This is a genomic window from Azospirillum cavernae (genome assembly GCF_003590795.1).
Classification (GTDB): domain Bacteria; phylum Pseudomonadota; class Alphaproteobacteria; order Azospirillales; family Azospirillaceae; genus Azospirillum; species Azospirillum cavernae.
Map to the genome: position 1 here is coordinate 1 of NZ_QYUL01000007.1, position 25,880 is coordinate 25,880.

General features: G+C 63.6%; 17 protein-coding genes and 1 pseudogene. 6 read left to right on the forward strand and 12 right to left on the reverse strand.

Annotated elements, in window-relative coordinates; genetic code table 11:
• Window positions 1–1,136 (forward strand): hypothetical protein (locus D3877_RS28865; RefSeq protein WP_211100300.1); only part of this gene is annotated, 1,136 nt, incomplete at its 5' end.
• Window positions 1,137–1,164: 28 nt separating this feature from the next.
• Here the strand turns inward: D3877_RS28865 and D3877_RS28870 are convergent.
• The 7 genes from D3877_RS28870 to D3877_RS28900 all read right to left on the reverse strand — a co-directional run bounded on the left by D3877_RS28870 (window position 1,165) and on the right by D3877_RS28900 (window position 8,762).
• Window positions 1,165–2,733 (reverse strand): SH3 domain-containing protein, encoded by a 1,569-nt coding sequence (locus D3877_RS28870; RefSeq protein ID WP_147395327.1) that lies wholly within the window; start codon window positions 2,731–2,733, stop codon window positions 1,165–1,167.
• A gap of 181 nt (window positions 2,734–2,914) precedes the next feature.
• A complete protein-coding gene (locus D3877_RS28875) occupies window positions 2,915–3,586 on the reverse strand; it encodes a hypothetical protein (RefSeq protein WP_119834256.1) in 672 nt (223 codons plus the stop codon).
• Window positions 3,587–3,692: 106 nt separating this feature from the next.
• Window positions 3,693–4,892 carry a hypothetical protein gene (locus D3877_RS28880; RefSeq protein WP_147395328.1) on the reverse strand — a complete coding sequence of 400 codons (1,200 nt, stop codon included), beginning with the start codon at window positions 4,890–4,892 and terminating at the stop codon, window positions 3,693–3,695.
• Between the two features lie 61 nt (window positions 4,893–4,953).
• Entirely contained in the window at window positions 4,954–5,883 is a 930-nt protein-coding gene (locus tag D3877_RS28885) for an abortive infection family protein (protein WP_199721034.1), read from the reverse strand.
• Between the two features lie 144 nt (window positions 5,884–6,027).
• Window positions 6,028–6,432, reverse strand: coding sequence for a hypothetical protein (locus tag D3877_RS29675; protein WP_147395329.1), 405 nt, complete (start codon window positions 6,430–6,432; stop codon window positions 6,028–6,030).
• A gap of 38 nt (window positions 6,433–6,470) precedes the next feature.
• Window positions 6,471–7,469, reverse strand: coding sequence for a hypothetical protein (locus tag D3877_RS28895; RefSeq protein ID WP_158600055.1), 999 nt, complete (start codon window positions 7,467–7,469; stop codon window positions 6,471–6,473).
• A 99-nt stretch (window positions 7,470–7,568) separates the two neighbouring features.
• Complete coding sequence (locus tag D3877_RS28900) at window positions 7,569–8,762, reverse strand: tyrosine-type recombinase/integrase (RefSeq protein WP_119834260.1); 1,194 nt, start codon at window positions 8,760–8,762, stop codon at window positions 7,569–7,571.
• 279 nt (window positions 8,763–9,041) lie between these two features.
• On the opposite strand from D3877_RS28900, the gene D3877_RS28905 reads away from it, so the two are divergent.
• The 4 genes and pseudogenes from D3877_RS28905 to D3877_RS28920 all read left to right on the forward strand — a co-directional run.
• Window positions 9,042–10,319 carry a hypothetical protein gene (locus D3877_RS28905; protein ID WP_119834261.1) on the forward strand — a complete coding sequence of 426 codons (1,278 nt, stop codon included), beginning with the start codon at window positions 9,042–9,044 and terminating at the stop codon, window positions 10,317–10,319.
• Between the two features lie 417 nt (window positions 10,320–10,736).
• A complete protein-coding gene (locus D3877_RS28910; RefSeq protein WP_119834262.1) occupies window positions 10,737–11,555 on the forward strand; it encodes a helix-turn-helix domain-containing protein in 819 nt (272 codons plus the stop codon).
• 410 nt (window positions 11,556–11,965) lie between these two features.
• Window positions 11,966–15,823 carry a phospholipase D-like domain-containing protein gene (locus tag D3877_RS28915; protein WP_158600056.1) on the forward strand — a complete coding sequence of 1,286 codons (3,858 nt, stop codon included), beginning with the start codon at window positions 11,966–11,968 and terminating at the stop codon, window positions 15,821–15,823.
• Window positions 15,824–16,009: 186 nt separating this feature from the next.
• Window positions 16,010–16,657: pseudogene (locus tag D3877_RS28920) on the forward strand (transposase); the annotation flags it as partial.
• A 562-nt stretch (window positions 16,658–17,219) separates the two neighbouring features.
• Here D3877_RS28920 and D3877_RS28925 read toward each other — a convergent pair.
• Window positions 17,220–18,581: a type II toxin-antitoxin system HipA family toxin gene (locus D3877_RS28925; protein WP_119834264.1), complete on the reverse strand. Its 1,362-nt coding sequence runs from the start codon at window positions 18,579–18,581 to the stop codon at window positions 17,220–17,222.
• A gap of 989 nt (window positions 18,582–19,570) precedes the next feature.
• Window positions 19,571–20,683, reverse strand: a complete 1,113-nt coding sequence (locus tag D3877_RS28930; protein WP_119834265.1) for an ISAs1 family transposase — start codon at window positions 20,681–20,683, stop codon at window positions 19,571–19,573.
• Window positions 20,684–20,854: 171 nt separating this feature from the next.
• Between D3877_RS28930 and D3877_RS28935 the strand changes: the two genes are divergently transcribed.
• Window positions 20,855–21,148 (forward strand): hypothetical protein, encoded by a 294-nt coding sequence (locus D3877_RS28935; RefSeq protein WP_147395331.1) that lies wholly within the window; start codon window positions 20,855–20,857, stop codon window positions 21,146–21,148.
• A gap of 56 nt (window positions 21,149–21,204) precedes the next feature.
• Here the strand turns inward: D3877_RS28935 and D3877_RS28940 are convergent, their stop codons facing one another.
• The 3 genes from D3877_RS28940 to D3877_RS28950 all read right to left on the reverse strand — a co-directional run bounded on the left by D3877_RS28940 (window position 21,205) and on the right by D3877_RS28950 (window position 24,910).
• Window positions 21,205–23,301 carry a hypothetical protein gene (locus D3877_RS28940; protein WP_147395333.1) on the reverse strand — a complete coding sequence of 699 codons (2,097 nt, stop codon included), beginning with the start codon at window positions 23,299–23,301 and terminating at the stop codon, window positions 21,205–21,207.
• Between the two features lie 98 nt (window positions 23,302–23,399).
• Window positions 23,400–24,038: a hypothetical protein gene (locus tag D3877_RS28945; RefSeq protein ID WP_147395335.1), complete on the reverse strand. Its 639-nt coding sequence runs from the start codon at window positions 24,036–24,038 to the stop codon at window positions 23,400–23,402.
• On the reverse strand, window positions 24,038–24,910 hold the full coding sequence (locus tag D3877_RS28950) for a helix-turn-helix domain-containing protein (protein WP_199721035.1): 873 nt from the start codon (window positions 24,908–24,910) through the stop codon (window positions 24,038–24,040). The genes D3877_RS28945 and D3877_RS28950 overlap by 1 nt, the downstream gene beginning before the upstream one ends.
• Window positions 24,911–25,880 lie beyond the last annotated feature (970 nt).

Below are 25,880 nucleotides of genomic sequence, written 5' to 3' on the forward strand. Positions count from 1 at the left end.
CGGTCGGCTTCGCGCGAACGAACGGGGCCGACGACATGGCCAAATTCCTCATCGAGGCGCAGCGCGTCCACGCCATGGCCGACGCCTCGGCCGGTGGGGTCATCTCCAACCTCCAGGGCTACGTCGCCGAGCGGATGGTGGCGCATCGCCTGCTGACGATGGGCGCCGACGTCGAGTTTCCGCAGACCGCAAACTTTCCCGGTGCCGACTTGTTCGTGAATGGGGATCCGTTCCAGGTCAAATGCTTGGCCAGCCCGGACGGCATCCTCCGCCATTTCGACCGCTATCCGGATATCCCGGTGTTCTGCAACGAGGATCTGGCCGACGCTTTCCTCGACAACCCCATGGTAATGCCGGTGCCAGGTCTCGTCCGCGATCAGGTGCGCGATCTCACGGAACGCTCGCTGGACGCCGGCGTCGATGTCCTCGATCTGGAAATCCCCCTCATCTCAGCGGCTGTGACCGCCGCGAAGGGTGGCTTGGCGCTGCTGGCCGGGCGTACCGACCTCACGGACGCGGTGCAGGCGTGCGTCACCGAGGGCGCGACGCGCATGGCCTTCGCGGCCGCCGGAAAGGTTGGGGCGCCGCTCGCGTTGGCCGCTTTTTCCATCGCCGGCGGATGGCCTCTGGTGATCGCACCGATGGTGGGAAGCGCCGTCGGGTATCGGCTGTCGAAGCCTGCGGCCGACTGGCTCAAACGCACCGTCCTCAGCCGAGGCCCGGCCGACGCCCTGTCCTCCGCCATCCAGCGTTATGTCGCCGATGCCGCCAAATCGATGGACCGGCTGATCGAGCGGCTGGAGGCGAAACGCCAACGAACCACGGACGCCCTGTACGCGGCCGGGGGTGCTGCCCGCGAGACGGTACCCGAGATCGAGGCCCGTTTCCGGAACGACCTGCGGACCAAAACGCTCGTCCGAGACGATCTGCGCCGAGCCGCTTCCGATGCGGCCCACCTCGCGACGCTCTATCCGTCTGGAGATGCCGACCGCCTGCTGGTGCGGTCTTCGGCCGCGCTGCGGCTGGCCGCCAGCGGCGGCCTTCTGCCGGCCAACGTCGGCGCCGCGCACGGAGCGCTCATCGAGGCGGCTGGCCAGTACGACCAGCGCCTGACCAGGCTATTGGCGAGGCGCTGAGAGAACGCGGTTGCCCCTCGCGGGGCAACTATTCGGTAGCGGCCATCAGGTGGTCGCGATAAACCCAGGTTTCGGTCGAGGCGTCAGTGCCGGGCGGCTGGTAGGCGAAACGGAGCCAACGCCCGTCACGCTCAAGAACCAGGACACAGGTGTCCGCAGGCAGGTGACCGATCAGTTTGCCGGTACGGCCCGGTGTGGCTCGGACGGGGGCATCGTGCTTGGTCACGTAGCAGGCCTGCTGGAGGGCCGATACCATGCTGACCGCAGCGTATACACCAGTGAGGAGGTCATTTCTGGATTGGACAAAGTCGTCTGCGGCTTGATGATGTTCCGTGTTTGGCGTGGTCGAGATCCAACGGCTGATGCGTTCGAATCCCTGGATCGATGATTCAATGGTGCCGATGAGGACTAGGATGGTCATCCCGATCCTACCGATCATGAACGCCCTTGTGAGCGGAGGGGCGTCGTGGAACTTCTCCACCCACTTTGTGAAGGCTTCGCCGATGCGGCGGTACGCGTCGGTCTGCCACGCCAGGGCGGCAGCAGTGTCATCCGGGTCGAGGTGGTTGGCTTCATCCAGGATTTCTGCGGCCTGGAGTTCCGGCGAGTCGAACAGAAAGTCGTGTGGATCAATGCCTGCGGTGCGAGCGAGCGAAACGCCGACGATGGCGTCTTGGAGGCGATCACCCCAGAGCGTGCCCTGGAACGGCGACCCGATAGAAGCGGCGGCGAATTGGGCAGCGGTCTCAAAAACGGACTTGTTCTGGGCGGCCAGGGACTGGAACCGTTCGAGGTCCTTGATCGCCGACCGTGCCAGCATTCCTTCGGCGGAATCGAGCGATGCCGACTTGGCGATGGCGGCATCCAGTGCGGAGTTGGTAAGATCTTTCAGGATTCCAGACGTTGAAAGCACGCCATCAAAGAGGGACTTTGCAAAATTGGTGGCGTCGCGATAGGCGCTCCCCGCCAGAGGATCCGCGACGGTGGATTTGGCCATGGCGGCGTGGAGGCCGGGCATGTTCAGGTCGGCTGCGGACTGGGCCGCTGCAAGATCGGCCGATATGAACGAGTTGGCTGCAGACAGGTCAGCAAGGTTAATCGGCCATTTCGGCAACACCGCATCCAGCATATCCCGGTGTCTGGCCAGCACGCCAATGTCTTCGGGTATGAGGTGCTGTATGCGCTCGCTCAGCAATGGAGAAATGGACTGCAGGCCGTGCCTCGCGCTCGCGATGGTATCAAGGACGGATTGGAGTGGCTTTGCCAGGAACGTCCTCATCGCGCCGGCGGTTGCCGGGTCGAACTGGCGTGACGCCTGCAGGCTGTCGAGAGTGCTCAGGGGCGGTACAATGGACGCCAGCGATTGCGCCGTGATGTCCTTCGGGGGTTGACCAAAGCGTTGAAAGTCGTTGAGCGCGCTCGCAGTTGCTGGATCGAATTGGCGTGACGCCTGTAGGCTGTCGAGAGCACTCAGAGGCGATGCGATGGATGCCAACGACTGCGCCGCGAGGTCCTTCGGTCCCTCGCCAAGGCGATGAAGGTCGTGAATGCCGCTCAGCGAGCCAAATGGGTCTTTGTTGAAAGGATCGATGGGCATGACAGAGCGCAATCTCTGGGGGAAGACCATTTTACCACAACCCAAAGGACTCAAGTAAGGGAGATTGCGGATGCGAGGTTGATCACCTTCGTTGCGCTGGTTGTTGAATCTCACGCTCCAAGGCACTGCGGTCATTATGTTGATTTTCAGGTATCAGTATGAAAACATAGGGCGTTTGGTGCTACATTCGCCTGTGGAGCATAGGCCGCCCAGAACAGGCGTGCTTCGATGTCGTTGATCCGGCCGAGAGCAATTTAGTCCGTGGCGGAAGGAGATGGGAATGCATCCGCCAGGTCTCCGAGAGAGCGGCGCTCGTCGACGAGGTACGCCTTGCCTCCAGTAGCCAACGACGCGATTCCCACGGGGTGTATTTCCATGTCGGACCGGTGTCGGCCAAACCCAGGCGCACGATGGTCATAATGACGTGCCGGCTCTTGACGCGTGGGTGCTGGTGTGTAGCCAGACGCTCCAGGCTGGTCTTGATTTCCTTCTGAAGGCCACGGTAGGGCTGGCGCGACTTCAGCGCGCGGGCGCAATCGAAATCATAATATTGCTTGAGTTCGACGAGGTGGAGCCCCTCGTTGTGGTAGGCGCCACCAACGATCGTGGCTTCGCCGTCGCACAGGACGAGATCGATGTTCTGCTCACGGCTGTCGCCGTGGCCCCGGCGGCACTGCAGCCGCGAGAAGGTGACTTGCCTGATGGCGCGGCGGCCCCCCAGGATGGCGTTGATGCGGTCCCGGATCTTGGCGGCGATCAACGCCTCGGCCTTGGTGTCGATAACGTCGTGCAGAATCTCGGCCCGTGAGGCGGCGTCGAGGGTGGCGATGGCTTCGGCGATGATGTCCAGCATCAGCGGGCTACCATGGCTGGCATGCCCGGCCACACCGCGCACAATGCGTGCGCGTGGGAAAGCAGGTAGCGTGTGCGTTGTCGTTGGCACGCCATTGAAAGAAGCATCACCACTTGGGTGATCGCGCAGGCGCTGGAACGTCGTAGGAGGTTTTGGACAGGAGACCCGCTTCGGAGAGAAGGCGTTTCGGCTGGTTCGAGGCCGTCGACAGGTCAACACGAACACCGCGGTCGCGGTACTCCGGATCGTCGAGCACGATGACATCGAGGCCGGTGATGTAGAAGCGCCGATCGATCTCAAGCGGCGCAGGATCTCGTTGTCTATTTTGCCTCTGGGCCGGTGGGCCGCTGGTGCCGCGGGCAGCAGGCCAAGTCTTGCCCCGGATCAGTCGATCGGTGCCAGGGTAACGCTTGCCGAATGCCAGGAAGTGCCCGACGAGGAGGTCGTCCTCGATGATGCCTTCGGTACCGATCGGTTGCTTCAGTGTCGGATAGAGCACCGCCCGCTGGTCGAAGGCCCGTGCCACAACCTGCCCACCATCTACGGAGAACAACTTCTTGGCTTCTTGGGCCGGATAGCACGTGTTGCCCCAGGTCTTGCCCCCCTTGACCTGGGTTGCGACAAGTCCGCCGCTCGCCAACCTGCGCAGATCATCGACGCCGCCGTCGTTGCCGTTCGCGGGAATGGTGGTCGGAGCCAGCGCATTGAATGGAATTCCCAGCGAGTTGATGTGATCACCCAGCCAGCCCCAGATCACTTCCGCTCTGCGGTTGTACGCGAGCATGTGACGCGCTGATCGGGAGAACATTTCGGCCAGGGTATCCTGCTCGCTGGCAAGCAGGTCGGGGAAATACGGTCGTATCGCATTAAGCACCGGATCGTCGAACGGGACCTGCGGCGTCTCCAGGTCGGGCAGGATCACCATGTCCGGGGCCTCAGGAGCCCGGATGCTGCGCAACGTGGCGGCGCTGAGAATGGCCATAGAGCGGATGGGTTGGCCCGAAGGATCGGATCCCGGCGCATCTTTATCGACATCGGGGATGGCGCCGTCCGCCGCCAGATTGAGGTGGTCACGGTGGAGAAACAGGAGGACTTCACCCTCCGGCACAGATGGCCGATGAACCCTGTATTGGTTGCTGCTGTAATGTCGATCGTAAAGTGCATCGATGATCCTCTGATGGGACCAAGCGTCCGCGATCCGCACCGTATCAATTATTTCAGCCCGCGCCAGCGACCCGATATCTGCGTAGCCGAAAGGGTCTGTTCTGCGTTCCGGAAGCAGGTAATTCCAAACTCGTTCCGACATGTGCCTTTCCTTTTCCATTTGTCCCGTCCTAGACGATACAGTGCCTCGTCACCGTTGATACTTATTTGGTGACGACGGTCGCGCACGCTCGTTTCTGCGTTTTGTCGCGCTGCCACGTTTCAAGGAGGAACAGGGCGAGGGTACTTGCCGCGTGGATGGCCAAGCACGCGATCCTACGATCGATGCGCGCGTAGCCCCGCTCACGTCCGTGAGCATCGCCAGCGTGCGTGCGCAGTGCGCCGATGCCGCGCGCGGTGCTGTTCAACCCGCCCAAGATGCGCTTGACGTCCGCCTCGATCTCTTGGGGCAGGTCCTTCCGTCCAGGAGACAGGTGCAACTTTGCCTGAACGGTGTCCATGAGCGTGGCCATGTCCTTCTTGTCGGGCAAGGGTTCGTCCATCTCAATTAGGATCGAGCGGCACACGCTTTCGAGCAAGGAGCAGGCTGCCGTCACAGCATCCTCTGGGTCCTCCTCGGCTTGCTTCAGCGCCCGTCGCACATCGCGCTCAACCGTGTCGAAGTCGATGACAACGACTTTCTCCACGAGCGCGTCGGCGACCGGCGCGAACCCGCCTGCCCGCGCAAGTTGATACCGGTTGCCCCGCTTCAGAAGTTCAATGCCATCGGAGCGGAGGTAATCGTTGATGTAGCCGACCGCACGTGCCTGCTTTTCCTCGTCACCAACGAAGTCGCGCGGTTCCACGGCCGCCTCGATGACCTTGCAGAGCATCTCGAAACCGTCGTCGCGAAGGCTGACCTCCATCATGAAGGCCCGCACGCTCGGCACGCGGGATGCAGACCCGACCGTGAATGCAAGGTTGCACCGCCCAAAGAGGCGTTCGAGTTGGCCGGCCGACCGGTAGACGCCCACTGGTGGTGCGGTGTCCGAATGCGATCCGCCCGTCACCAAGTCGACAACGGCTTCCAGCGTCTGCGGGGAAAGAGACGGCTTCGCATCGGCCGGGGCCCCGCCGTATCCCGACGTCCGCATCCATAGTGGAGAACCGTGCCGAGGAGGCATTTGCAGGCCGTGGTTGTTGTCAGTATTGCCACTCAACCTAACACAACGTGCTGCCAGTCACTACTGTGGATCACCGCCCCGCACCCCGCGCGACGCGCCAATGGACGCCAGCGCTCAAATCGCAGCGACAGACACCTGGATGCCGAAAACGGCGCTGATGCGGGCGCACTCCTCGACCTGTTCCCGGCCGACGTCGAATAGGTAGATCCGTCGGCGTCGGTCCGGCCAGTAGGTTCCGTAGCAGAGCACCTGGCCAAGAGCGTGTCGCCAGAATCCACCGGCTTTGACCTCGACCACCTCGTCGGCCGACAGCAGGTCACACCAGCCGGAACCGCATCTGACCTCGCGCATCGCACCAATACGCTGCGCCTCACGGTCGCGGAAAACGCCTCCCGCTGGATGGGGGTCATCCGCTGCAGCACGCGCCGGTCGGCGTTTATGCGCCTTCTCGATGGTTTCGGTCCGTGTCAGGCCAGGCCGTTCACGATGGCGCTCCCCCACGCCCGGCGTGGCGGCCATGGTGTCGTGTGGACCTACTCGCTCGACTGGAGTCAGATCTAGGGATCCGCAGCGAGCGCCTTGAGGCAGTTTTTCAGCGACCGCTTTTGGCTAACGCTGATCCAGCGCTCAGCATCGGTAACACGCGCAAGGAGCATGAGCACAGATCCAGGGTCGGACAATTCGTCCAGCGCCATGCCCACAACCTTGGCTCGGACATTATCAGCCCACGATACCTGTGCCGGCGTGCCATCGAGGGGCGGCATGACAGCCAGGGCGCTCTCCAACGCCTTCTGCCTTTGCTTTTCGGCTTCGCTTGCCTTCATCAGACCGAGATGCTTCAGCGCGGCTTCCTCACTCATGGCCTTGGTCAAAATCCAATCTGAGGCCAGCCGCCGGGGGGAGCAGGCGCTACGAATCGCTTCGTGCTCACATCCAAGCCGCAGAGCAGCGCGGATCAGCCCGTCACGCAAGCGCCCACCCCATTCGACCTGCATTGCGGATCCGGTGAGTTCGGGCAGGTGTTCGAGCAGATCGGCTACAGCCGCGTCTGTGGCTTCCCGCTGCTGCCTTTCATCGTCATTCATCGGCGACAGGTACAGGCGCTCGCTCAGATCACACAGATCCCGCGGCAACGGCTTCGGCGCATCATCATAGATGAGGCGGTCACCTTCCGGCCGGTATGGGCGAGGGCCGGCCCAGACCCGACATTCGCCATCGGTCGCGAGCAGATGCTCCCAGCGCTCGCGGCACAACCCTGGCCACAGCATCAACTGCATCGCCATGACCGCACCACCATCGGCCCAGCCGCATTCGATTTTGGCACTGTCCGGCCAGTCGTGCTCGAACGCCGTGCGCATCACAGTAGCCCCAAGAGCGATCAGATCCCCGTTGTCCTCCCAGTTGAGAACGGCTGATAGCAGCCGCTGCCAGCGTTCCCAGGGATAGCCTCCGGCCGGCTTGTAACCGGGATCGTCTGGATGCTGGTCAAGCAAAACGGTGTAGCGGACGTCGTTGTAAAACTTCCGAGCCTCTGGATGCACCGGATCGAACATCACGCAAGCACTGCTCATCACCGCCTCTGCTTCATCCCTCTACCTGCCGTATCGAAGGCGCATTTGGAACCTGTCGTCAAGACATCCGATATAGCCCGAGTGTTACCGTCCACCAACCATGCCCAGCACACGAGCCGCGCCACCGAAGGCATCGCGATCCTTGACGTAGCGCGACGCCACCTGCGCCGATTTCCAGCGACCGGTCTGCATCAACTCGGTCGTGTCGCCGCCACTTTTGGCCACCTCAGTGGCCATGCCCGCCCGCAGGCTGTGGGCGGAGAAGTCGAATTTCTGGAAGAGCCCGAGCCGCTTCTGCTCCGCCTCGTCGGCGAAGACCCGACGACGCACCTCGGCCACGAGATCCTGGACGATGGTGTTGATGACGTGGCCGGTGAGCGGTGTCGGCTTGGGCTTGCCCGACTTGGTCAGGGCGCAGAACAGCGGGTCCTCGCCATCGGGCGCACGGCCGCCGGCCATCACGGTGCGGGCCTCCAGCCACGTCTCCAGCGCGGCGCGCAGGTTGAGGTCCGGGTCGTCGACGTCGGGGACGCCGGCCTTGCTGCCTTTGCCCTCCTGGTCGGTCTTGCTGGAGCGGATCCGGAACCGGACCCCGTACAGCCCGTCCTCGTATTCGTGGTGGAGATCGGCATCGGAGACGTGGAGCCCCTCGATCTCCGAGCGGCGCATGCAGCCCAGATACCCGGTCAGGATCACCGCCTTGGCACGAAGGCCCATGATGCCCGGCGGGCAGGCCCGCAGCATGGCGCGCAGGAGCGCCAGGTTGATCGGGTCGGCGTCGTCGACGCCTTCGTTCTTCTTCGACCGCCGGATCGCCTTCAGCAGGAGGCTGAGCCGCGGGTCGCGGGTGTCGATCGGTCGGCCGGCGTGCTCGTAGGCGGCTGAGATCGCCGACCAATGCACGTCGATGGTCGAGCGCTTGTAAACCGGTCGGCCGGTGATCGGATCGCGGCGCTCCAAATGCACAAGGTACTGGCTCAGCACCTCGACGTCGCCGCACAGCGGCTCGTAGCCGAGGTCGGCGCACCAAGCCGTGAAGGTCTTCCAGGCGGACCGGTACGCCTTCCAGGTGCCGGCGCCGAAGGCCAACGGCACGAGGTCCTGGCGCCGGCGCTGCAGCGCGCGCACCTCCTCCAGCCGGTCGGTCGCGACGTTCGCCGGCAGCACCATGGCGCCGTAGAGGGCGTTGTGGATCTCGATGCGGCCGGCGCCGTTCACCACCACGGTGTCGGCGAGGCCGGGGACGGCGTCTTCGGCGTCGGTCATCGTGGCGGCCACGGGGGTCTCCGGATCCGGGGAAACAACCCCTACCCTGCCCGAGTAATTGCTAACGCCAAGTTACTACTGGACATATTCATGCCGAAAAGGACGCTTGTCGGTAAAAACATAAACGGCAGCAATGTGTCTGACAGACCGCTCACCGAAGGGCCGCGCACGCTCTCTTCAGGCGTATCATCCAGACACACGGAAAACATCACTAACCGTGGAAACCACCGATACAGAGTGCGGAAATTCGCGCTAAGGTGAACGGAACGGTCCTCCTTGGAAAGGCCCACCATGAGCCGCCTCCTCGACGATCTCGACGCCGTCCTCGCCGACACCGGCCATCTCGACGACGAACCGACGACGCCGGATCCGGCATCGGCCTCGCGGCGTCCGGCGAACGTCGTCATGAATCCCGGCGGCGACTCCCGCATCCTGGCGGCGGCGATCGCAGCGGCCACCGGACAGGCGCGGCTCGACGAGCGCCTGGTCCGCGCCCCGGCGGCGCTCCGCACCGGCTGGATCGAGCGCTGGGCGGTGCTGGTCGCCGCCGAAAGCGCCCGGCTCGATTTCGGCGACGCGGTGGAACCGCGCGAGGTCATTCTGGACGAGTTGACCACGCTGTCCGACGCCGCGCAGGTCGAGGAGGCTCGTCGCATCCTGCCCATCGTGCGCTTGGCGCTACGCCGGCGTTCGGAGGCAGACATTCTCACGCCCCGGCGTCTCGCCGCCGCCGTTAACCTGCGGCCGCGCCGCAGCGACCGACGGCGACGGCTCGACCAGCACATCGACGAGCAGCCGGCGCTTTTGCGGCCGCTGCTGGTCGGCACCGATCCCGACCGTGCCCTGCAGGCGCTGGAGGACACCCTGGATCCCCTGTTCCTCGCGAAACTCCGACAGGAGCCGCCGCTGATCGCCTCGGCCCGCCTGCTGGCCCGCTGGCACGGGGTGCGGGCCGCCGATGTGCTCGGCAACGCCATCGGACGCACCCTCGCCGACCTGCGGCTGCGGCTGGCCCGCGGCACCCGCACGCCGCTGGCCGGGCTCGCCGTCGGCTTCCGGGGGCGACGAGCCGACTATGTGCCGACCGACGACGAGGCGTGGTTGCTCCGCTTCCTGGGCGCCAGCACCGAGGCGGCGAAGGTGGGACTGCGGTTGCTCGATGACCTGGAGCGGGCGGCGGCACGGCTGGATCGGCAGATCGACCGTCCGGTGGAGGGGGAGGGGCGGCGGAAGCGCCGGCGCCGCGCGGACGCGGCGGCCCCGCGCATCGCGGGGCTGCTGGTCGAGCGGTCGGCGCTGACTATCAAGAGCGCCACCGAGGCGCTGACCGTCACGGATGCCGACGGAACCGTAACCGAGGAGGTTTCCAGCGAGACGGTGCGGCGGATCATGACGGGCCTGCTGGACAGCGGCGCCGCAGTGGAGATCGCCGGGCGTGATTCGTTCCGCGTCGTCGCTCTGCCGATCCCTTGCCTCGACCTCAGGTCGGTGCCGCGTCCGCTGAAACGGACAGCACCGGTGCGGGAGACCGTGGAGGCCGGCGGCTACCGACCGATCAATGATTGGTAAGTATATATACCAGCACTAAGATTCCAAAATCCTTGATTCTCAAATAATCGAAATTCACATAGATGGGAAACGGAGTAGAATTTCTACCTGCCAGCGCTCGCATATCATTCATCACTAGCGTCATAATCTTATTAAATTCTGATAGCGGCCCAATACTAAACCGCAGAAAACCATTCCTTCTTTGATATCACCAAATGTATCATGATCGAATACCCGCATCATAAGGACGGGTACGTCACGAAGCCAAATCTCCGTTTCAAGCGCATACTCCAGATCTGGAAACCCACTTGCCTGGCGCATAGCGTCGGCACATGCAAGACCACTCGCAACACAAGCCAAAAGTGATCCTATGTAGATACGTTCCCAGTCAGCATCCCTTATGTTGGTAGATAGTCTAAAACGGGAGAGCCTGTTGGAATGGAAGACGGAGGTCAGGATCTTCCCCAAGCAGAAATCATGGAGCGGGTTGGCCACCTGCTGAAAGCCAAGCGCGAGGAGCATGCCCTCACGCAGGCAGAACTCGCAGAACGGCTGGGCTTATCGCAGTCGAACATTGCGCGCATGGAACAGGGAAAACAATGGCCCCGCGACTTTCAGATTCTTCTGCGCTTGGCTGAATTCCTTGGATTGATCCCGGATACCCTCGCAGCCCGTATCGACGCGGAGCGCACCATGGCAGAAGACCTTCGCCGGCTCATTGAGAAAAAGGGGTTCACCCAGGCCGATGTGGCGCGAGGTACCGACATCGATCCTGGCCTCCTGAACCGGGCCATCGCACGCAAGTCGCGGCTTTCCGAGAAGGACGCGAAAAATGTTGCCACTTTTCTTGGCATTGAGTTTGACGAGATCGTCACCTGCATTGACGTGACCATATCAGAAGGCCATTCCTTCAGAGCGATCATGGCGACGCCGGATGAGATCCAAGCGATCATCGACGGTTCGGCGTCACTGACCGACCTTGCCATCTTCCGGATAAAGCGTTTCGCTGAAGATCAGGGCTGGAACAAGAACAGGTTGTCCGCCGCCTCCGGCGTCGGATGGACCACGACCCGCTTCATCGACGAACCGGGCTGGGCTCCGGCGGCAGACACGCTGCGCCGACTGGAATGCTGCGTTCCCGCGGACTATACGCCTTCCGAGATGATGTTGTGGCTTCAGGCGCGGTCGATCCAGCCCGGCAATGCCGAACAGCCATCACCGCAACGAACCCCGCCGGTTTCGTCGAACGCGTACTGACCGACCGCGATCCAGGCCACCCTCGAACTGATTTCCAACCAACGGATTAGCGTCAAACCGAAGGACCAAGCCGCCGCCATCGTATTCTTCTCCGGTTGGTACGCGAAGCAGGTCGAGCAGGGACGGCAACCCAGGGAATTGACGGTGTCTCACGCCAAGGCACTGCTCGAACTGGGTGGTTTTCGTTCTCCGGCGGAAGGGTAACCATCGGCTCAGCAACGAAGCCGCGGTTTCTTCCTTTTGTCCGGCATCGGCAGAAGAACGCCATCTTCGGGGGCGGCGATGTGTCGCCAGGCTTTACTTCCACAATGGGTCTGGTTGCATCCGCTCACAGAAGCGACGCTCTTGGCTGGCTTACACCTTCCGCAAGTGGTATCAGGGCGACCTTGATCACCAAAGGAACATCCTCCATGCCCGATCCGCTCGCGCCACTCTCCTATTGGCTCGACGTGGAGGCCATGACGCCGCCGAGAGAGAACCTCGACGTTCGCTCGACCCGCTGGAAGCGGATCGCCCGCCTCAGCCACGCGCCGGAGGTGGACTGGCCCTTCGGCACCCGGCCAGGTATCAAGGTTGTCAACCGGGTCCGTATCGGCCTGTTCGATCTCGATGCTGCCGCCAAGGAGATGGTCCTCGCGCTGAAGGGCACGATCAAGGAAAGCCCCGATCCCTACCAGGAGCCACGCAAGGAAAGCGGCTTCCTTGCCACCTTCCTGGTGGATCGCGACGGCGCTGCCGTTCACGGCTCCTTCCAGATCGCCGCTCACGCCTGGAAATGTGCCCACCTTCTTGGCAGCACCGCCTTGGGCGCCACAATCGCCGACTTCCGCAAGACCGAGGACACGCTGTCCACTGCGTTCAACGCCGCCTTTCCGCACGCCGACGGCAAGCCCGTTCCGCTCGCCGGCGACTGGATCGCGAAAGCCCACGACGTGCTCGCCTCCGGCCTCGGTCGACTCCCGGCGGCCGTCATCGATCCCGCAGCGGCCCCGGACGAGTCCACGGTTGCCATCCTGCTGCAATCCCACAACGACAGGTCCGGCGCCCTCACGCCGTCGGACGCGGGATCACTCAACGGCTTCTTCTTCGACGATCTTGAGCGCGTTCACACCGCCGCCGCCAAGGGAGCGTTCGGCGGTGGTCTGGCAGCCTATCTGGGCCCGGCCCGGCCCGAGGGAAAGCGGATCGACCTGCTGGCCGACGGTCAACGCGGCGCCGTCGCTTTCTCGGCACCGTCCTTGCTGCCGCTGGGCAAGTGGCCGTCACGCGGCACCGATCCGGAGGCTCCCGAGGCCAAGCACAGCCTCTCGCTGATGCAGCAGGTCGCCGTCAACGCTGCCTTCGACGTCCTGTCCGATAACGCTGGCCTGTTCTCGGTCAACGGACCGCCCGGCACTGGCAAGAGCACGCTGCTGCGCGACGTCATCGCCCAGGTCGTCGTCGAACGCGCAACGGCCATGAGCGGCTTCGCAAAGCCGACCGACGCTTTCCAGCCCGGCCCGCAGGTCCGCATCGGCAAGGAGGTCTACCAGTCCTGGGTGCCGGACGACCGCCTGCGCGACTCCTCCATCGTCATCGCCTCCAGCAACAACAAGGCGGTCGAGAACATCACCCTCGAACTGCCCGACGCCAAGAGCATCCAGCCCTCCCACCTTCCCGGCCTCGACTATTTCACCGACGTCGCCCAGAATTTTATGCCGGGTCTGGAAACCCGCGCCTGGGGCCTGATCTCCGTGGCACTCGGCAACAGCCAGAACCGCCGCCGCGCCGCCGACCTGCTGTGGAATGCCAGCCCGGACACGTCGAAGAAGGCTGGCTCCGCCAAGCCTCGATCCTCTGCTCCGGCAACGCCCATCCCGACCCTGGCTTCCACTCTGAAGGACGAGCCGGGAAACCGGGACGGCTGGAACGCCGTCATCCGCCGCTTTGCCGCCTGCCGAACCGAGGTCGTTGCCATCCTGAAGGTCTTTCAGGATCTCCAGGCGCTTCCCATCGCGGTCGCGCGCGCCGCCGAAGCCGGCCGGATCGCCGATCTCGCCCTGCAAGGCGCCACGGCCAAGGCCGACCAAGCCAAGGAAGCCGCGGCCACCGCCGAGACCGAGGCAAACGACGCTGCGGACCGGCTGCGTCGCGCCGAGGCCGCGCTCGACCGCCTGCCAAAGGAAGCCGGCTGGTTCAGCCGACTCATCAATCGGTCCGGCGCGCAAGCCACAGACGCCGAGCGGGCAACAGCCCGGCAACGCTGCGCCGAGGCTGACCAGGCGTTGGAACGCAGCGTGGCAACCCGGAAGGCGGCTATGCAGGCCGTCAAGGCGGCGGACGCCAACGTATCCACCGCAAAGGGGACACTCGGCGCTGCAAGGCACAGCCACGCGGTCGCAGTCGGCGCTTTGAGCCAAGCCGAGGACCGGGTTGCCGCCATGGCGGACTTGGTCCGGCCCGAGCGCTTCGCCGCCTTGAACGAGACCGAGCGTCACATGGTGTCCCTGTGGGTGTCCCATGAACTCGATGTCAAGCGGGAGGCCCTGTTCCTCGCCGCCCTGGAGGTGCACAAGCAGTTCGCCCTCTGCTCGGAAGGTCGGGTGCTGGAGAATCTCGGCCTGTTCTTCCAGCACTTGACCGGCTTGCGGGCGGTGCGCAAGAGCGATCCCGGCACGGTGCGGAATCTGTGGGACACCCTGTTCCTGGTCGTGCCGGTGGTCTCCACCGCCTTCGCTTCGGTCGGTAGCATGTTCGACGACGACATTGGCAAGGACCAGATCGGCTGGCTGATCATCGACGAGGCCGGCCAAGCCCTTCCGCAGGCTGCGGCCGGCGCGATCTGGCGCGCCAAGCGCACGCTGGTTGTCGGCGACCCCGAGCAGATCGAACCTGTGTCCACGATCGCGGAATCCGTCTCCACCGCACTGATGTCGCGCCAGGGCGTCGCCGACCTCCGCTTCGATGCCACCATGGCCTCGGTCCAGACCATTGCCGACAGCGTCAATCCCTATGGCGGCTTCCTCGCCAAGCGCGACCGGGTAACGGTCAAGCGCCGTGTCTGGGTGGGCTGCCCGCTCAAGGTCCATCGCCGCTGCATCGATCCGATGTTCTCGATCACCAACCGCATCTCCTACGGCGGCTCGATGGTGCTCGGCCGCTCCTCGCCGGATGAGAGCCGTTGGAAGGGGCCTCAGCCGGACTACGGCCCCGGTGGCCTGAAGTCTTGCTGGCTCGACATTTCCGGCTCGTCGACCCCGACGACGCACTGGATCGAGGACCAGGGGCTGAAGGCGCTGGAGATCGTCAGCCGTTTCGCCGCCTTCGAGCGCGACATCGGTTCCGCATTGACGGACGCCGATGGAAAGCCGCTGCGCCCGCTGCACCTCAACAGGAACGGCACACCCAACCTGTTCGTCATCGTGCCCTACACCTCGGTCGTGGAGGAATTCCGTGACTTGCTCCGCGAGCGCAAGCAGGAGGTGTTCGGCAGTCTGCCGGATGACGTAGTCGAGGAATGGATCAAGACCTCGGTCGGCACGGTGCATTCCTTCCAAGGCGGCGAGGCCCAGACCGTGATCCTGCTGCTGGGCGGCAATCCGGCCAAGGAGCGGGGGATCGCCTGGGCAGCCGAGAAACCGAACCTCCTGAATGTAGCGTCGACCCGAGCCAAGGCGCGCTTCTACGTCATCGGCGACAAGACGATCTGGACGCGGCTCGGTCCGGACACCTTCGGCCTGATCGCCGACACGACGGAGTTCCCCACCATCCTCGCAGAGCCGGCCTTCGTGCGGCAGGCCGACAAGGAGAACATCGAGCGTATCTCCACGCTGGATGGCCATTTGCAGGTCCTGGCAGACGCCTTCGCCCAGGCAAAGCGCCGCATCGTGATCACCTCACCCTACGTGACGCTGGACGCGGTGGGCTTCGAGGGGCTCAACCTTCCGGCCCTGATCCGGGCGGCCGGCGGGCGCGGCGTGCGGGTGGGCATCTACGTCGATCCGACGCAGAACCGGAAGCCCGACGAGTACCGACAGGCTCTCCAGCGCCTGATTGACGCTGGAGCGGTCGTCCGCGAAACGCCCGGCTTCCACAGCAAGACCCTGGTGGTCGACGAGGCCGAGATCGTCGAAGGCTCCTTCAATTGGCTCTCCGCTCAGCGCCGTGCCGGCATGGCCTTCCAGCGCCACGAATGCTCGCTGCGTTATCGCGGTCCCAAGGCGGCTGGCTTCACCGAAGCCGCCATCAAGGAGTTGAAGGAGCGCTGGGAGCAGCGGGACGCCGCTTGATCAGATCCAAAGGCGATCCTGGGCGTCAGGCCATGGCTGGAAACGACCAGAACATCGACAGCGGAAGCGCGACCTTGCTAACCGGGAAAATTCATGAGGGTTGGCGGGTGTAGCGGTATCCGTTGAGCGGCCATAGGATTTGGGTGCTGACGCCAACTCCTGCCGTTTCCGGAGCGCCCACCCGCCATGGTTGATCCTACGCTGCCACTGCCCGGCCTATCACCCGTTGCCGGAAAGCCGGTGATCGGGCGCTTTGATGGAGGGCGCCTGTCCTCCGATGGCGGGCTGCTGGTTCTGCGCGTGGTCGAGCGGCGGCTGCTCGTGGCTGAACGGCTGGCCGCCTGCATCGCGGACCCGCGCGATCCGACACGCACCGTGCACTCGCTGAGCGACATCATCGGCTTCCGCCTGCTGGCGCTTGCCGCCGGCTACGAGGACGGCAACGACGCCAACAGCCTGCGGACCGATCCGATGTTCAAGATGGCCCTGGAACGCCTGCCGTCCGAGCGCGATCTGTGCTCGCAAGCCACCATCTCGCGCCTGGAGAACCTGCCGGATACCCGCGCGCTGCTGCGCATGGGCCGGGCCATGGTCGATCTGTACTGCGCCTCGTTCCGCCAGGTGCCCAAGCGCATCGTGCTGGACGTGGACGACACCTTCGATGCGGTGCACGGCGGTCAGCAGTTGCGCCTGTTCAACGCGCATTATGACGAGTACGGCTTCCAGCCCATCGTCGTCTTCGATGGCGACGGGCGCTTCGTCACCGCCGTGCTGCGCCCGGCCACCCTCCCTGACGGCACATTACAAAGATTGTTGAACCTGAGCAGGAGGCACGGCAAGCGCATTTCCACTGAATCTCCGCATATCCCGATGGATACGTCCGTATGAGGGAATATTTCTATCATCTGCCATTTCTTACGATGCTATGTTGCGACGGTTAGGCACGCAACATCCTGCAATCGGCGGTGACGTCTTGCGGAATCTGCCCCATCCTCCTGGAGAGCGGCTCCGATCATCTGTCACTCAAGATGATGCTCAGAAGGACCTACCCGGAGGTCACGTCACTGGAACGCATCGACTTGGCGATCTGACACGACTTCGGGCTGCGCAACACCGTCTGCCGCCCTGTTCAGAATAGGCATCTTCCGTCACCAGCGCGCGGACGCGCAGGTAGACCTCGGGCGTTGTGGCAAGGCTGTGTTCCGCACGGCGGGATGGTGGCATTCCGTTGGACACGCACAGTCTCCAAAATGGAGTTTCCAGAATACCGATCCCGGTTTGTATTTTCTTCTATTCCAAAAGGATGCTCTGCAAATTATCGACGATCGTCGATGAAGGCTATTTATATTCGTTCGACGATAAGGTCGACCATTTCGAACAGGCGGACTGGATGGTCCTAACGCGGCAGCGCGGCTTCCGACAGCGCCTCGCTTCCGTAGATCGGTTTGAGATCCGCAGCCCGCTCGGCAATGCAGTCAGGCAGGCTCTGGATGATCGGATGCGACAGCCCACTGGCTGCGCATTCCGCAGCAACATCGGCCGCCAAGTCAGGCAGGACGGCGATTTGATGACGGATATAGTCGATGGCGGCGTGTGTCGCCAACCTGGCCTTGCGTGCCAGCGCCTCCCAGTGGCGCGGCATGATATCTTGCAGCGGGTACTTGCTGTCGACCTTCATCGCCAGTTTCAGGTCGCGGAAGCCGGCGACCTGGCCGCCCGACATCTGCACCTCGCCAGACTTCAGATGGGGCAGGATGCTGGCGAGGTCATAGAAGGGCGCCAAGCGGGCGCCGCGCGAGGACAGCAGCATGGAGAAGTTCTTGGCGTGCGCGTCGGTGCCGGCGATCAGGAAGTTGTAGGCGCAGCCCTCCAGGAAACGCAACGCGTCGAGAGGCGCGCTGCGCCCGGCTGCGGGGATCACCTCGGCCAGGATCCGGAGGATGCCAGGGCCGCCCGCCTGCTCGTACTTGCGGTCCGGCGGCAGCCCCAGCGCTTGGCATATATCCTCCTGATGGACACGCCGCAGGTGACCCTCCCCAGTGCGGACTCGATCGTAACGCCGGACGACGATCACGGTCTCGCCCGCGAAGGTCAGGACTTGGCTGGCCGCCGCCGCCATGCCGAGTTTCCGCGCCAGCACCAGGCAGAAATGCTCATTCTCGGCATGGCCGGAAAAGCCCGGCATCGGCGGCTTCAGAATGTGCGTCGTCGGAACACGGCCGGTCGGCACCCCCCAGCGGTTTCCGTCCGGGTCGTGCAGCAGCGCCGTCTTGGCCTGGGCGCCGGCCAGGCTGAACTGGCCGGGGTCGCCGAGACGCCGCCCGGTGACGACCCCGTGCCGCAGGTCGGCGATGCGCTGGCCGATCTCTTCATCGCTCAGCCAGACAGTGCGCTTCTCATCCTGTGTCTGGTCCATGGCTACAAGCCGATCGCCGGTGACGAACTGGACGGCACCGGCGCAATCCTCGCCGACATGCTCCAACAGGGCGAACGGGCTGCGCCAGGAGACGTGGAAGCGCTCCCCCCATTGCTTGAGAGTGTTCTCGTTGTCGGGAAGCAGGCCCGCCATGTAGGCGGAAATGATTTGGTCGCGGTGAACGGCTTCGGCCAACGGCATCGAGAGAGACAGGGGAATGGCGCGTTCGTTCTGCCGCCATGCTTCGTCATAGACGAAACTGAGGGTTCCACCCGCCCGCGACGCCTTGCGAACCTCGCCGATCAACGCCCCGTCGAGGAGCACATGCAGCACGTCGGTCATCAGGAGTTCCGCAGGATCGAATCGATGTCGTCGAAGGGACCAGTATTCGCAGCATCCTCAGGTTGGCCGACCGTGCTTGTGTCGGAATTGCTGGATCGGCCTTTGCCCGCCGCTGGTGGCTTTTTTCCGGTCTTCGCCTTGCTGTAGCCGACGGATGGCGACGACGCTGCTGCCTTGATTTTTCTCCGCCTTTCGCTGGCCAAGCACCGAAACCAAACGCCATTAGCGGAATTGGATGAGGCATGCTCCTGTGTATGGCTTCCTCACCACTCCGGAAAGCCTTTTTATACTCTCCGGAAGCCATCGGCTTCGCTGGCGTCCAGACGATGCCAAGCCAAGCAAAGCAGCAGGGTACCTTACCGTCTCCGCCGGTCGGCTTGCCCGCTTTCGACCTCGGAGATCCAGCCCTGGGTCGGCGACCTGATGGGCAAGCGCCGCCCTGACTCAAACCTCGCGCCGACGGGTCGAGCGAACCAGCGCTCCGATATTCCTTTGGCTCATCACATTCAATGGCGTTAATCCGGCTTCATCGTTATCTGAACTATTATATATGAACAGCCGAAGGAAATTCCATACTTATGCCGCTCGGAGATGAATTCGGCGATCGATCGCCGAACGGCGATGGGCTGGCCAAGTGTCGCTCTCGCGCAAGATTCAAAAAGATGTGCTCGGCCCAGGCCAGGCGGAGCCGGGCCGGATTCCAGAGAAATCGCAGTAGTGACCCCTTCGTTTGCTGAACTCCAACCAACGATAGGGGCTGCTTCAATCCCGATAGAATCAGCCCCAGACGTTCACGCAGCGGACATGCTCGCATCATCGTCTGTTTGAGCTGCCTGCGCCGGCGGTCCGCTCTGGTCGCCTTCCCAGGAAGCGCTCGCACATCGGCATTCGGCAACGCCCCAGCTCTGAGCTGGCAACGGTGGTCGGAAGGACGCCTATAGGATCATGGCAGGGGATCGCTTCAAGGTTAACGGGCCAACCTTTCGGATTTAGTGTTTTCGATGATAATCCGGGTCGAGGTTTGGCGCGTTTTCCGTCGAGACCTTGAGGCTGTGCTTGTCGGTCGGCTTTCGGAGGAGGTTGATGGCGATATGGCGCACGATGGCCATGTTCTGGGGTCCGCTTCCTGATCTGAGGCGAGCGAGATCGTCGTGAAAGACGACATCGAGCACCCAATGGAGACCGTTTTCGATGCCCCAATGAGCGCGGACGGCGCGGGCGAAGGTCTGGGCATCCAAGGTGGTGGAGCACAGGTAGTAGCGGCGGTCTCGCTGGGTCCGACCGTCGCGTTCCACGATGGTTTCGATCATGCCGATCATGGCGAGGCCGGGAAAGCGGGGTTCGTCGGGGTAGCGCCGGTCGGAGAAGAGCCAGCCAACGTCATGGCAGACGGTGTGGCGGCGGAGTTCCAGGCGGCCATGGTCGTTGTCGATGGTCTCCAGCGTATCGGCGATCATCTCGGCCGGCGGATCGGCGAAGAAACGCTCAACATCGGCGTGGGTGGCCGGCCGGTTGCCCTTGAGCGCCAAAAGATAGTCGGCGCCCTTGGCGCGGATGGTTTCGGCGATGGCGGTTTGAGTGCCCATGGCGTCGATGGTGACAAAGGCGCCCGCGAGTTCCAGGCGTTCCAGCAAGAGCGGGATGGCGGTGATCTCGTTGGACTTGGCTTCGGTCGCCTCCTGGCCCAGGACCAAGCGCTGGCGCGCGGCCCAGGCCGAAACCAGATGCAACGGCGCCCGCCCTTTGGCCCGGTCATGGCTGCGCCGCGAGGTCTTGCCATCGATGGCGATGATGTCGGGCGCCTCCTCGCACAGCTGCGCCACCCAGTTGGTGAAGCATTCCTTGAACAGATCGGGAGACAAGGCGTTGATCACATCGTTCAACGTGTCGTGGGCGGGAAGACCGCGTTCGTAGGGCAGAAACCGCCGCAGAAACTCAAGCCGCAGGTCACCCCACAGCCGGATCTCCACAAAATCTTCCATTCCGCTCAAGGTCGCGCACAAAACCAGCAGCAGAATTTCCGGCAGGGGATACACCACCCGCCACGACTGGCGGGGATCCTTCAACGCCGAAAAGTGATCCAACATCGAACGCGACACCATGGTCGGCTCCCAAAGCCAAGGAGCCTTGCAGGAATCACAGAACCACACCTCTTGGAAAGGAGGACCGCCGTTAACCTGAAGCGATTGCCCTGGGATCATGGCCAAGGGCGCTTGACGAATTTCGGAAAACAGTTATTTTGCCTCGATTGCCGGGCTGCTGGGGAGGAGACGTTGGACATCGACCGGGAACCGCCAAGCGGTGGCGGAATGACGATCACCTTCCAGACCGACGCCACGCGCAGCAACTGGTCGATCCGGTTTTCCGATGCGCCTGAACTCGGTATCGATATTGGCTCGGTCGATGTCGTAGGCGCCGCTGAACTTGCCGCACTTGCCCTGAGTTGGCACGACGACGGACTTGCGCGGAATAGGATTGGAGCGGACATCGCGCTTCGTCTTCTCCAGCGTTACATTCTCGACGGACCAATTGTTGAAACGATCGCCTCGGCGTGCGGTAAGCCATGAGTGTGGTCGATTAAGCGAACCACGTAGCAACACAAGCGGGTCGTAGACGACCCGCCCTACGACGCCTCCGCATTCCGTCGCCGACGCCCTCGGCGCTTCGGCTGTTCCTCGGCCACCTCCCCTTCGCCAACGACATGCTGGCGGAAGACCGCCTGGATCTCCCGCATCGGCTCATAGCGATCGCGCATCGATTTCGTAGCCCGAGCGCGCAGGAGCCGGTCGCGTAAATCGGCTACGGGGGAACCACGCTCAATCCCCTCGCCGGTTGCCAGGGCGGTCAGGAATTCCTCGGCGCGCTCCACCGGAACGCCGACTTGCTCCGCAGCCTCGGCGAGATCCACGGCGAGGAAGCCCATCACCGCCGGCCGCCCGAGCACCTTCAACTTGCGGGCCCAGAAGCGGGCCGCGGCGATGCGTGGCTGCTCCTTCACGATGCGCTGGATCTCGGACACCGACGGACGCGGCAGGCGCGTACTGCCCGCAATCTCCCCGCCTCCTGCCCGCTTGGCGGCAAGCGCCGGCGCCAATTTCCAGCGCCAGTACTCCTGAGCGATCGCGGTCACCAGTTCGGGATCGTTCGAAGTGCCCTCGTAGCCTCCGGCGGCTTCAAGATCGAGCGTGACCGGCCGACGCGCGCTCGTATCGAAGGTTGCGTAGGCTTTGGGATCGACGCCGCGGACAACGAGGAACGGGACTTCCCGCTGCGCTGCCTTGACTGCGGTCAGCCGGTGCTGACCGTTGAGAAGATTCCCATCGGAATCGAACACGATCGGCATCGGGTTGAACTGGTAAAGCCCTCCCTCGATGTCACGCCGAAGCCGCTCCACATTGGCCGGCTGGATATTCCGGTTTGCTCGATTTTTCTTCATCCATTCGGCTGCCTTTTCTGACCCAACTATCTCAAGGCCGGCTTGAATACGATCACGCAACGCAGGGTCCACGTCGGCGGCGATGACGATGGGCAACTGCTCCCGCTGGGTCGCTGGCGGGATCAAGCCTTGATAACCGGTAAGGCGCGGCCAGGGATCGGCCGGAACGGCTTGCTTGGCATCCGTGCGTCCCGGCGACCAATCGTACCCTTCCGCTTTCCGGTCGTTGACCACATCGTCGAGGGCTTGGATGCCCCACGCAAGCGCTTCCAGCGTCGACGCAGGCGTCCTCCGACGATGAAGCCAGTCCAATTGCCGCCGAAGGACGCGGCCAGGTTCGTGCGGCTCGCCGGCATCATCGCGAATGATCGCCCCGATGAGTTTGTCGTAGGCGGCGATCCGCCCGATCCTCAACGACATGAAAGCCAGCGGGATGCGGACCGTATCGGCCAGCAACCCTGAGCGCTCGGCAAGACCGTGCGCTGCAGCGCTTCTCAGCAGGTCGGAATTCGTCGTCCAGTACCGATCCAGCAGATCCCAATCGGCGGATTCCGGTCCGGCGGCGGCGATGGCGCCCTGATCGATGCGGATGAGTTTCGTCAGGGCCGTCTGGATCGCCGTGGCATGCCTGACGCCGCGCAAGGTTGCCGCCCAGTTTCTCTTCGCATGCTGGTCGATCGTAGCCGAAGCGTCGTCATCAAGGTTCTGCGCCAGCAGGGTAAGGAATGGCTTTCCTGCTTCCACACATGCTTGAAGCCGGCTGTGCCCATCGAGCAGCCTGAAGGATTTCGACCAGGATATCGGAACTCCGTTTATCAACCAGTGTTGCTGAGCCATCTGTTGAGCCAGAGCGGAAACAATGGCCGACCGGTTTCGGTATGGCGCCTTTTTAGGATCGGCATTTTGCCATGCAAGCGAAAGGTACTGCTTGGCAATGTCCGGAGTGATGCGCACAATACTGACGGCTATGTCCTGCCAACCGTTCTTTTCCAAATTCGAATTTGGCGACTCACCACGTGCATCGTGAGCATTCACAAAGAACTCATCGGCTTCCCTCTTCCAGTCATCATGTCCGTGGATCGTCAAATTGTATCGCTGCCTCAGATCCTGGCGCCCAGCCTCGGCCAGTTCGTCGCTGAAAAAATCCGGTGGCGCTCGACGGTCAACCGCTTCCGTCTTCGACGTGCCTGCCGTCGGAATACTGCCTTGTCCGGACATGATTTGACTGTGAGCCTTCTCAACCGAAGCCATTTCGGTGCCGACAATCTTCTTACGGGGGGGCAACGTTTGCTCCGCGGGCGGGGTTTAGGTTTTCAGACATTCTATCCGAGAAACGAGGCGTGCGAAAACGTATATCGTTTCCGGAAATCAGATGTGAAGCCTTACATCCTCCTGATCGCTCTCCCTGCCATGGATCGAATGTCCGGCCCCCCTGCTCTGCCCGCCGTTGCCGACTTGGCGGCGGCGATCTCACGCAGACGCTCCGCCAGGGTGAGTTCGGGGGTGACGGCTTCGTCACAAAGCGCCCGCATCTCCATGATCGTCGGTCGCCATTTCTTTGTCCGGCGCCAGACGCGAACCGCCTGATCGACTGCCCATTGCGGGTACTCGCCCAGGTCCTCGGCCCAATCACTCGCAACCATCCGCTCAACAGCCGGATCGACCGGCGCCGAGCGGGGCGGGCAATGCGCGAAGAGGGCCAACAAGCGGGCCAGCAGCCAACCGGGATCGACCGGCGCCAGGATCTCGCGTTCGATCACGGCCAACGCCCTGGCTGCGGCCTCGGCATCGGCTGGATCGACGACGGCGGGTGGCGACCACGTCTCCCGCATCCCGACGAAGCCGCCAAGGTCGTCGAAGCATGCGCGGCTCGTTCCGTTACCGACGATCGCCTGGAGCGTTTCCGGCAACGCTCCCACGAGCGCGCCATGCCGCTGGGCGGGCGGCAGCGTCGGATCGTAGACGGCCGACGGCGATGCGTGCAGCGGGACGATGTTGGTGATTGGATGCGGTTTCCTCATCACCATCCTCCGCCGAAGGAAATCGCGCTGGTTTCCGCCGAAGGCCGCTGGCGCAGGCAATCGGCGACGCCGGCCCAGATGTCGACCTGCTGGCGGGCAGCCGCCGCCTTGTCGGTCATGCGCGATGTACCGGAGACGGTTGGAGTTCCGGAAACGAGCGGAGCCTTGTGGGCCTGGACGTCCTGCAACAGCCAGGACCTCCAGGCGGCGCCGACGTCGCGGTACCGGTAGCCGTGGGCTTGGCAGCGCAGGACGAAGCCCTCGACGTGACGGTCGATGTCGATGTCGGTGTGTTTGGCTCGGGCCCAGGCGAGGTCTGCGGCGGATGGCATCCAGTTGGCGGGCACAGCCTGCGGTTCTCTGAGCGGGTAGTCTTCGACCCGCTCAGCGTTGACACCCTCGCGCCCGCGCCCAGCGAGCGAGTCTGGTTTGTTTGAATCCGGTTGTTCCTGTCGCGCTGTCACACAGGGGGAGTCTGTCACAGCGACAGCGGTGTCGCGCTGCCGGACAGGCATCGCCGAGGCGTTGACAATCGGACCGCTGCCGGGGTCCAGTCGCAGCCGGTAGAGGCAGGACAGGCGGCCGCCGTTGGCGGACTTGCGCGGCTCGACCTCGATCACGGCGGCATCGGCGAGGTGGCCGAGGATGCGGTTGACGGTGGAGCGGCTGCGCTTCAGGGCGGTGGCAAGCGTCGCCTGCGACGGCCAGCATTCGCCGCGGACGTTCGCGTAGGTGCTGAGCGCGGCCAGGACGGCCAGACCGTCGGCGTCGATGTCCGGGTGGCTCAGCCACCAAGCCGGAATGCGGCCCCAGCGGGCGGTCTCCTGTCCGGTGTTCGGTTGGTCGGTATCGGGGGTGGGCAAGGTGGGCATCGTCTGGCTCCGTGGATGGTGGCACCGGTGCATGCCGGCGAATCTGCGGTCAGGATTCCGGGACCAGGATGGCCTGACAAACGCGGCTGATTCCTCCATGGAGGTTTGGTTCGCGGCTACCAAGGAACGGCTCGCGACCATGGAGGAACGGTTCGCGGCTCTGAAGGACTGGTTCGCGGGCCTGGAGGATCGGTGCGCGGGACGGCTGCGAATCGGATTCCTGTAGGACTGGCTCGCGCCTATGGAGGATTGGTGCGCGGCACGAGGTTGGAGTGGCTCGCGTCGCGAGAATGGATTAGAGGAGCAGTTCGCGAGTTGGATTTGGCGGGGTGAGGGATGGAGACGCTCCGCGAACCGTTCCTCGAATGCAGAGGATCGCAAATGTGAGGACGATTCAGTGCCTTTACGGGGACGGCAGAGGCGCGCACCGTTCCTCCATAATCGTCTTCGGATGTGGCATCGAAGGGCGCTTCCGTATCGGGAGACGCCCGTCGATATAGAGGAACGGTTCGCGGGGTGTATTCGTGCCCGCAATCGCGGTCAGGTTCGAGGGGGCGCGAACCGTTCCTCCATAACCATCCCCTCTTCCGCCTCCGAGTCGGCTTGAGCGCTGCGGTAGGGCGCTGGGCGGTCTTGCGGCCCGTCGAGTCGCAGCGGTGGAGGCGCGAACCAATCCTCCATGTGCGCGAACCGGTCCTCCATAAGCGCGAGCCAATCCTCCATAGCCGGATTGGAAATCGGGCATGATCGCGGGAGGAGCCGTTGCCCGTCGGCGCAGCCTCGCCCATTGTCGTGGATCAGGTGGAGGAGGCGGATCGATGACCAGCAACAGCGTGACACAAAGCCAGGCACCGGCCTCGACGCTGCAGTTGGCCCTCTGGTCTCATGAGCCGGAGCAGCAGGACGGCGACGCGCGACAGACGAACGCCGTCGGCCTCTACGATCTGGCGCCCCGTTTCGTCTTTGCGTC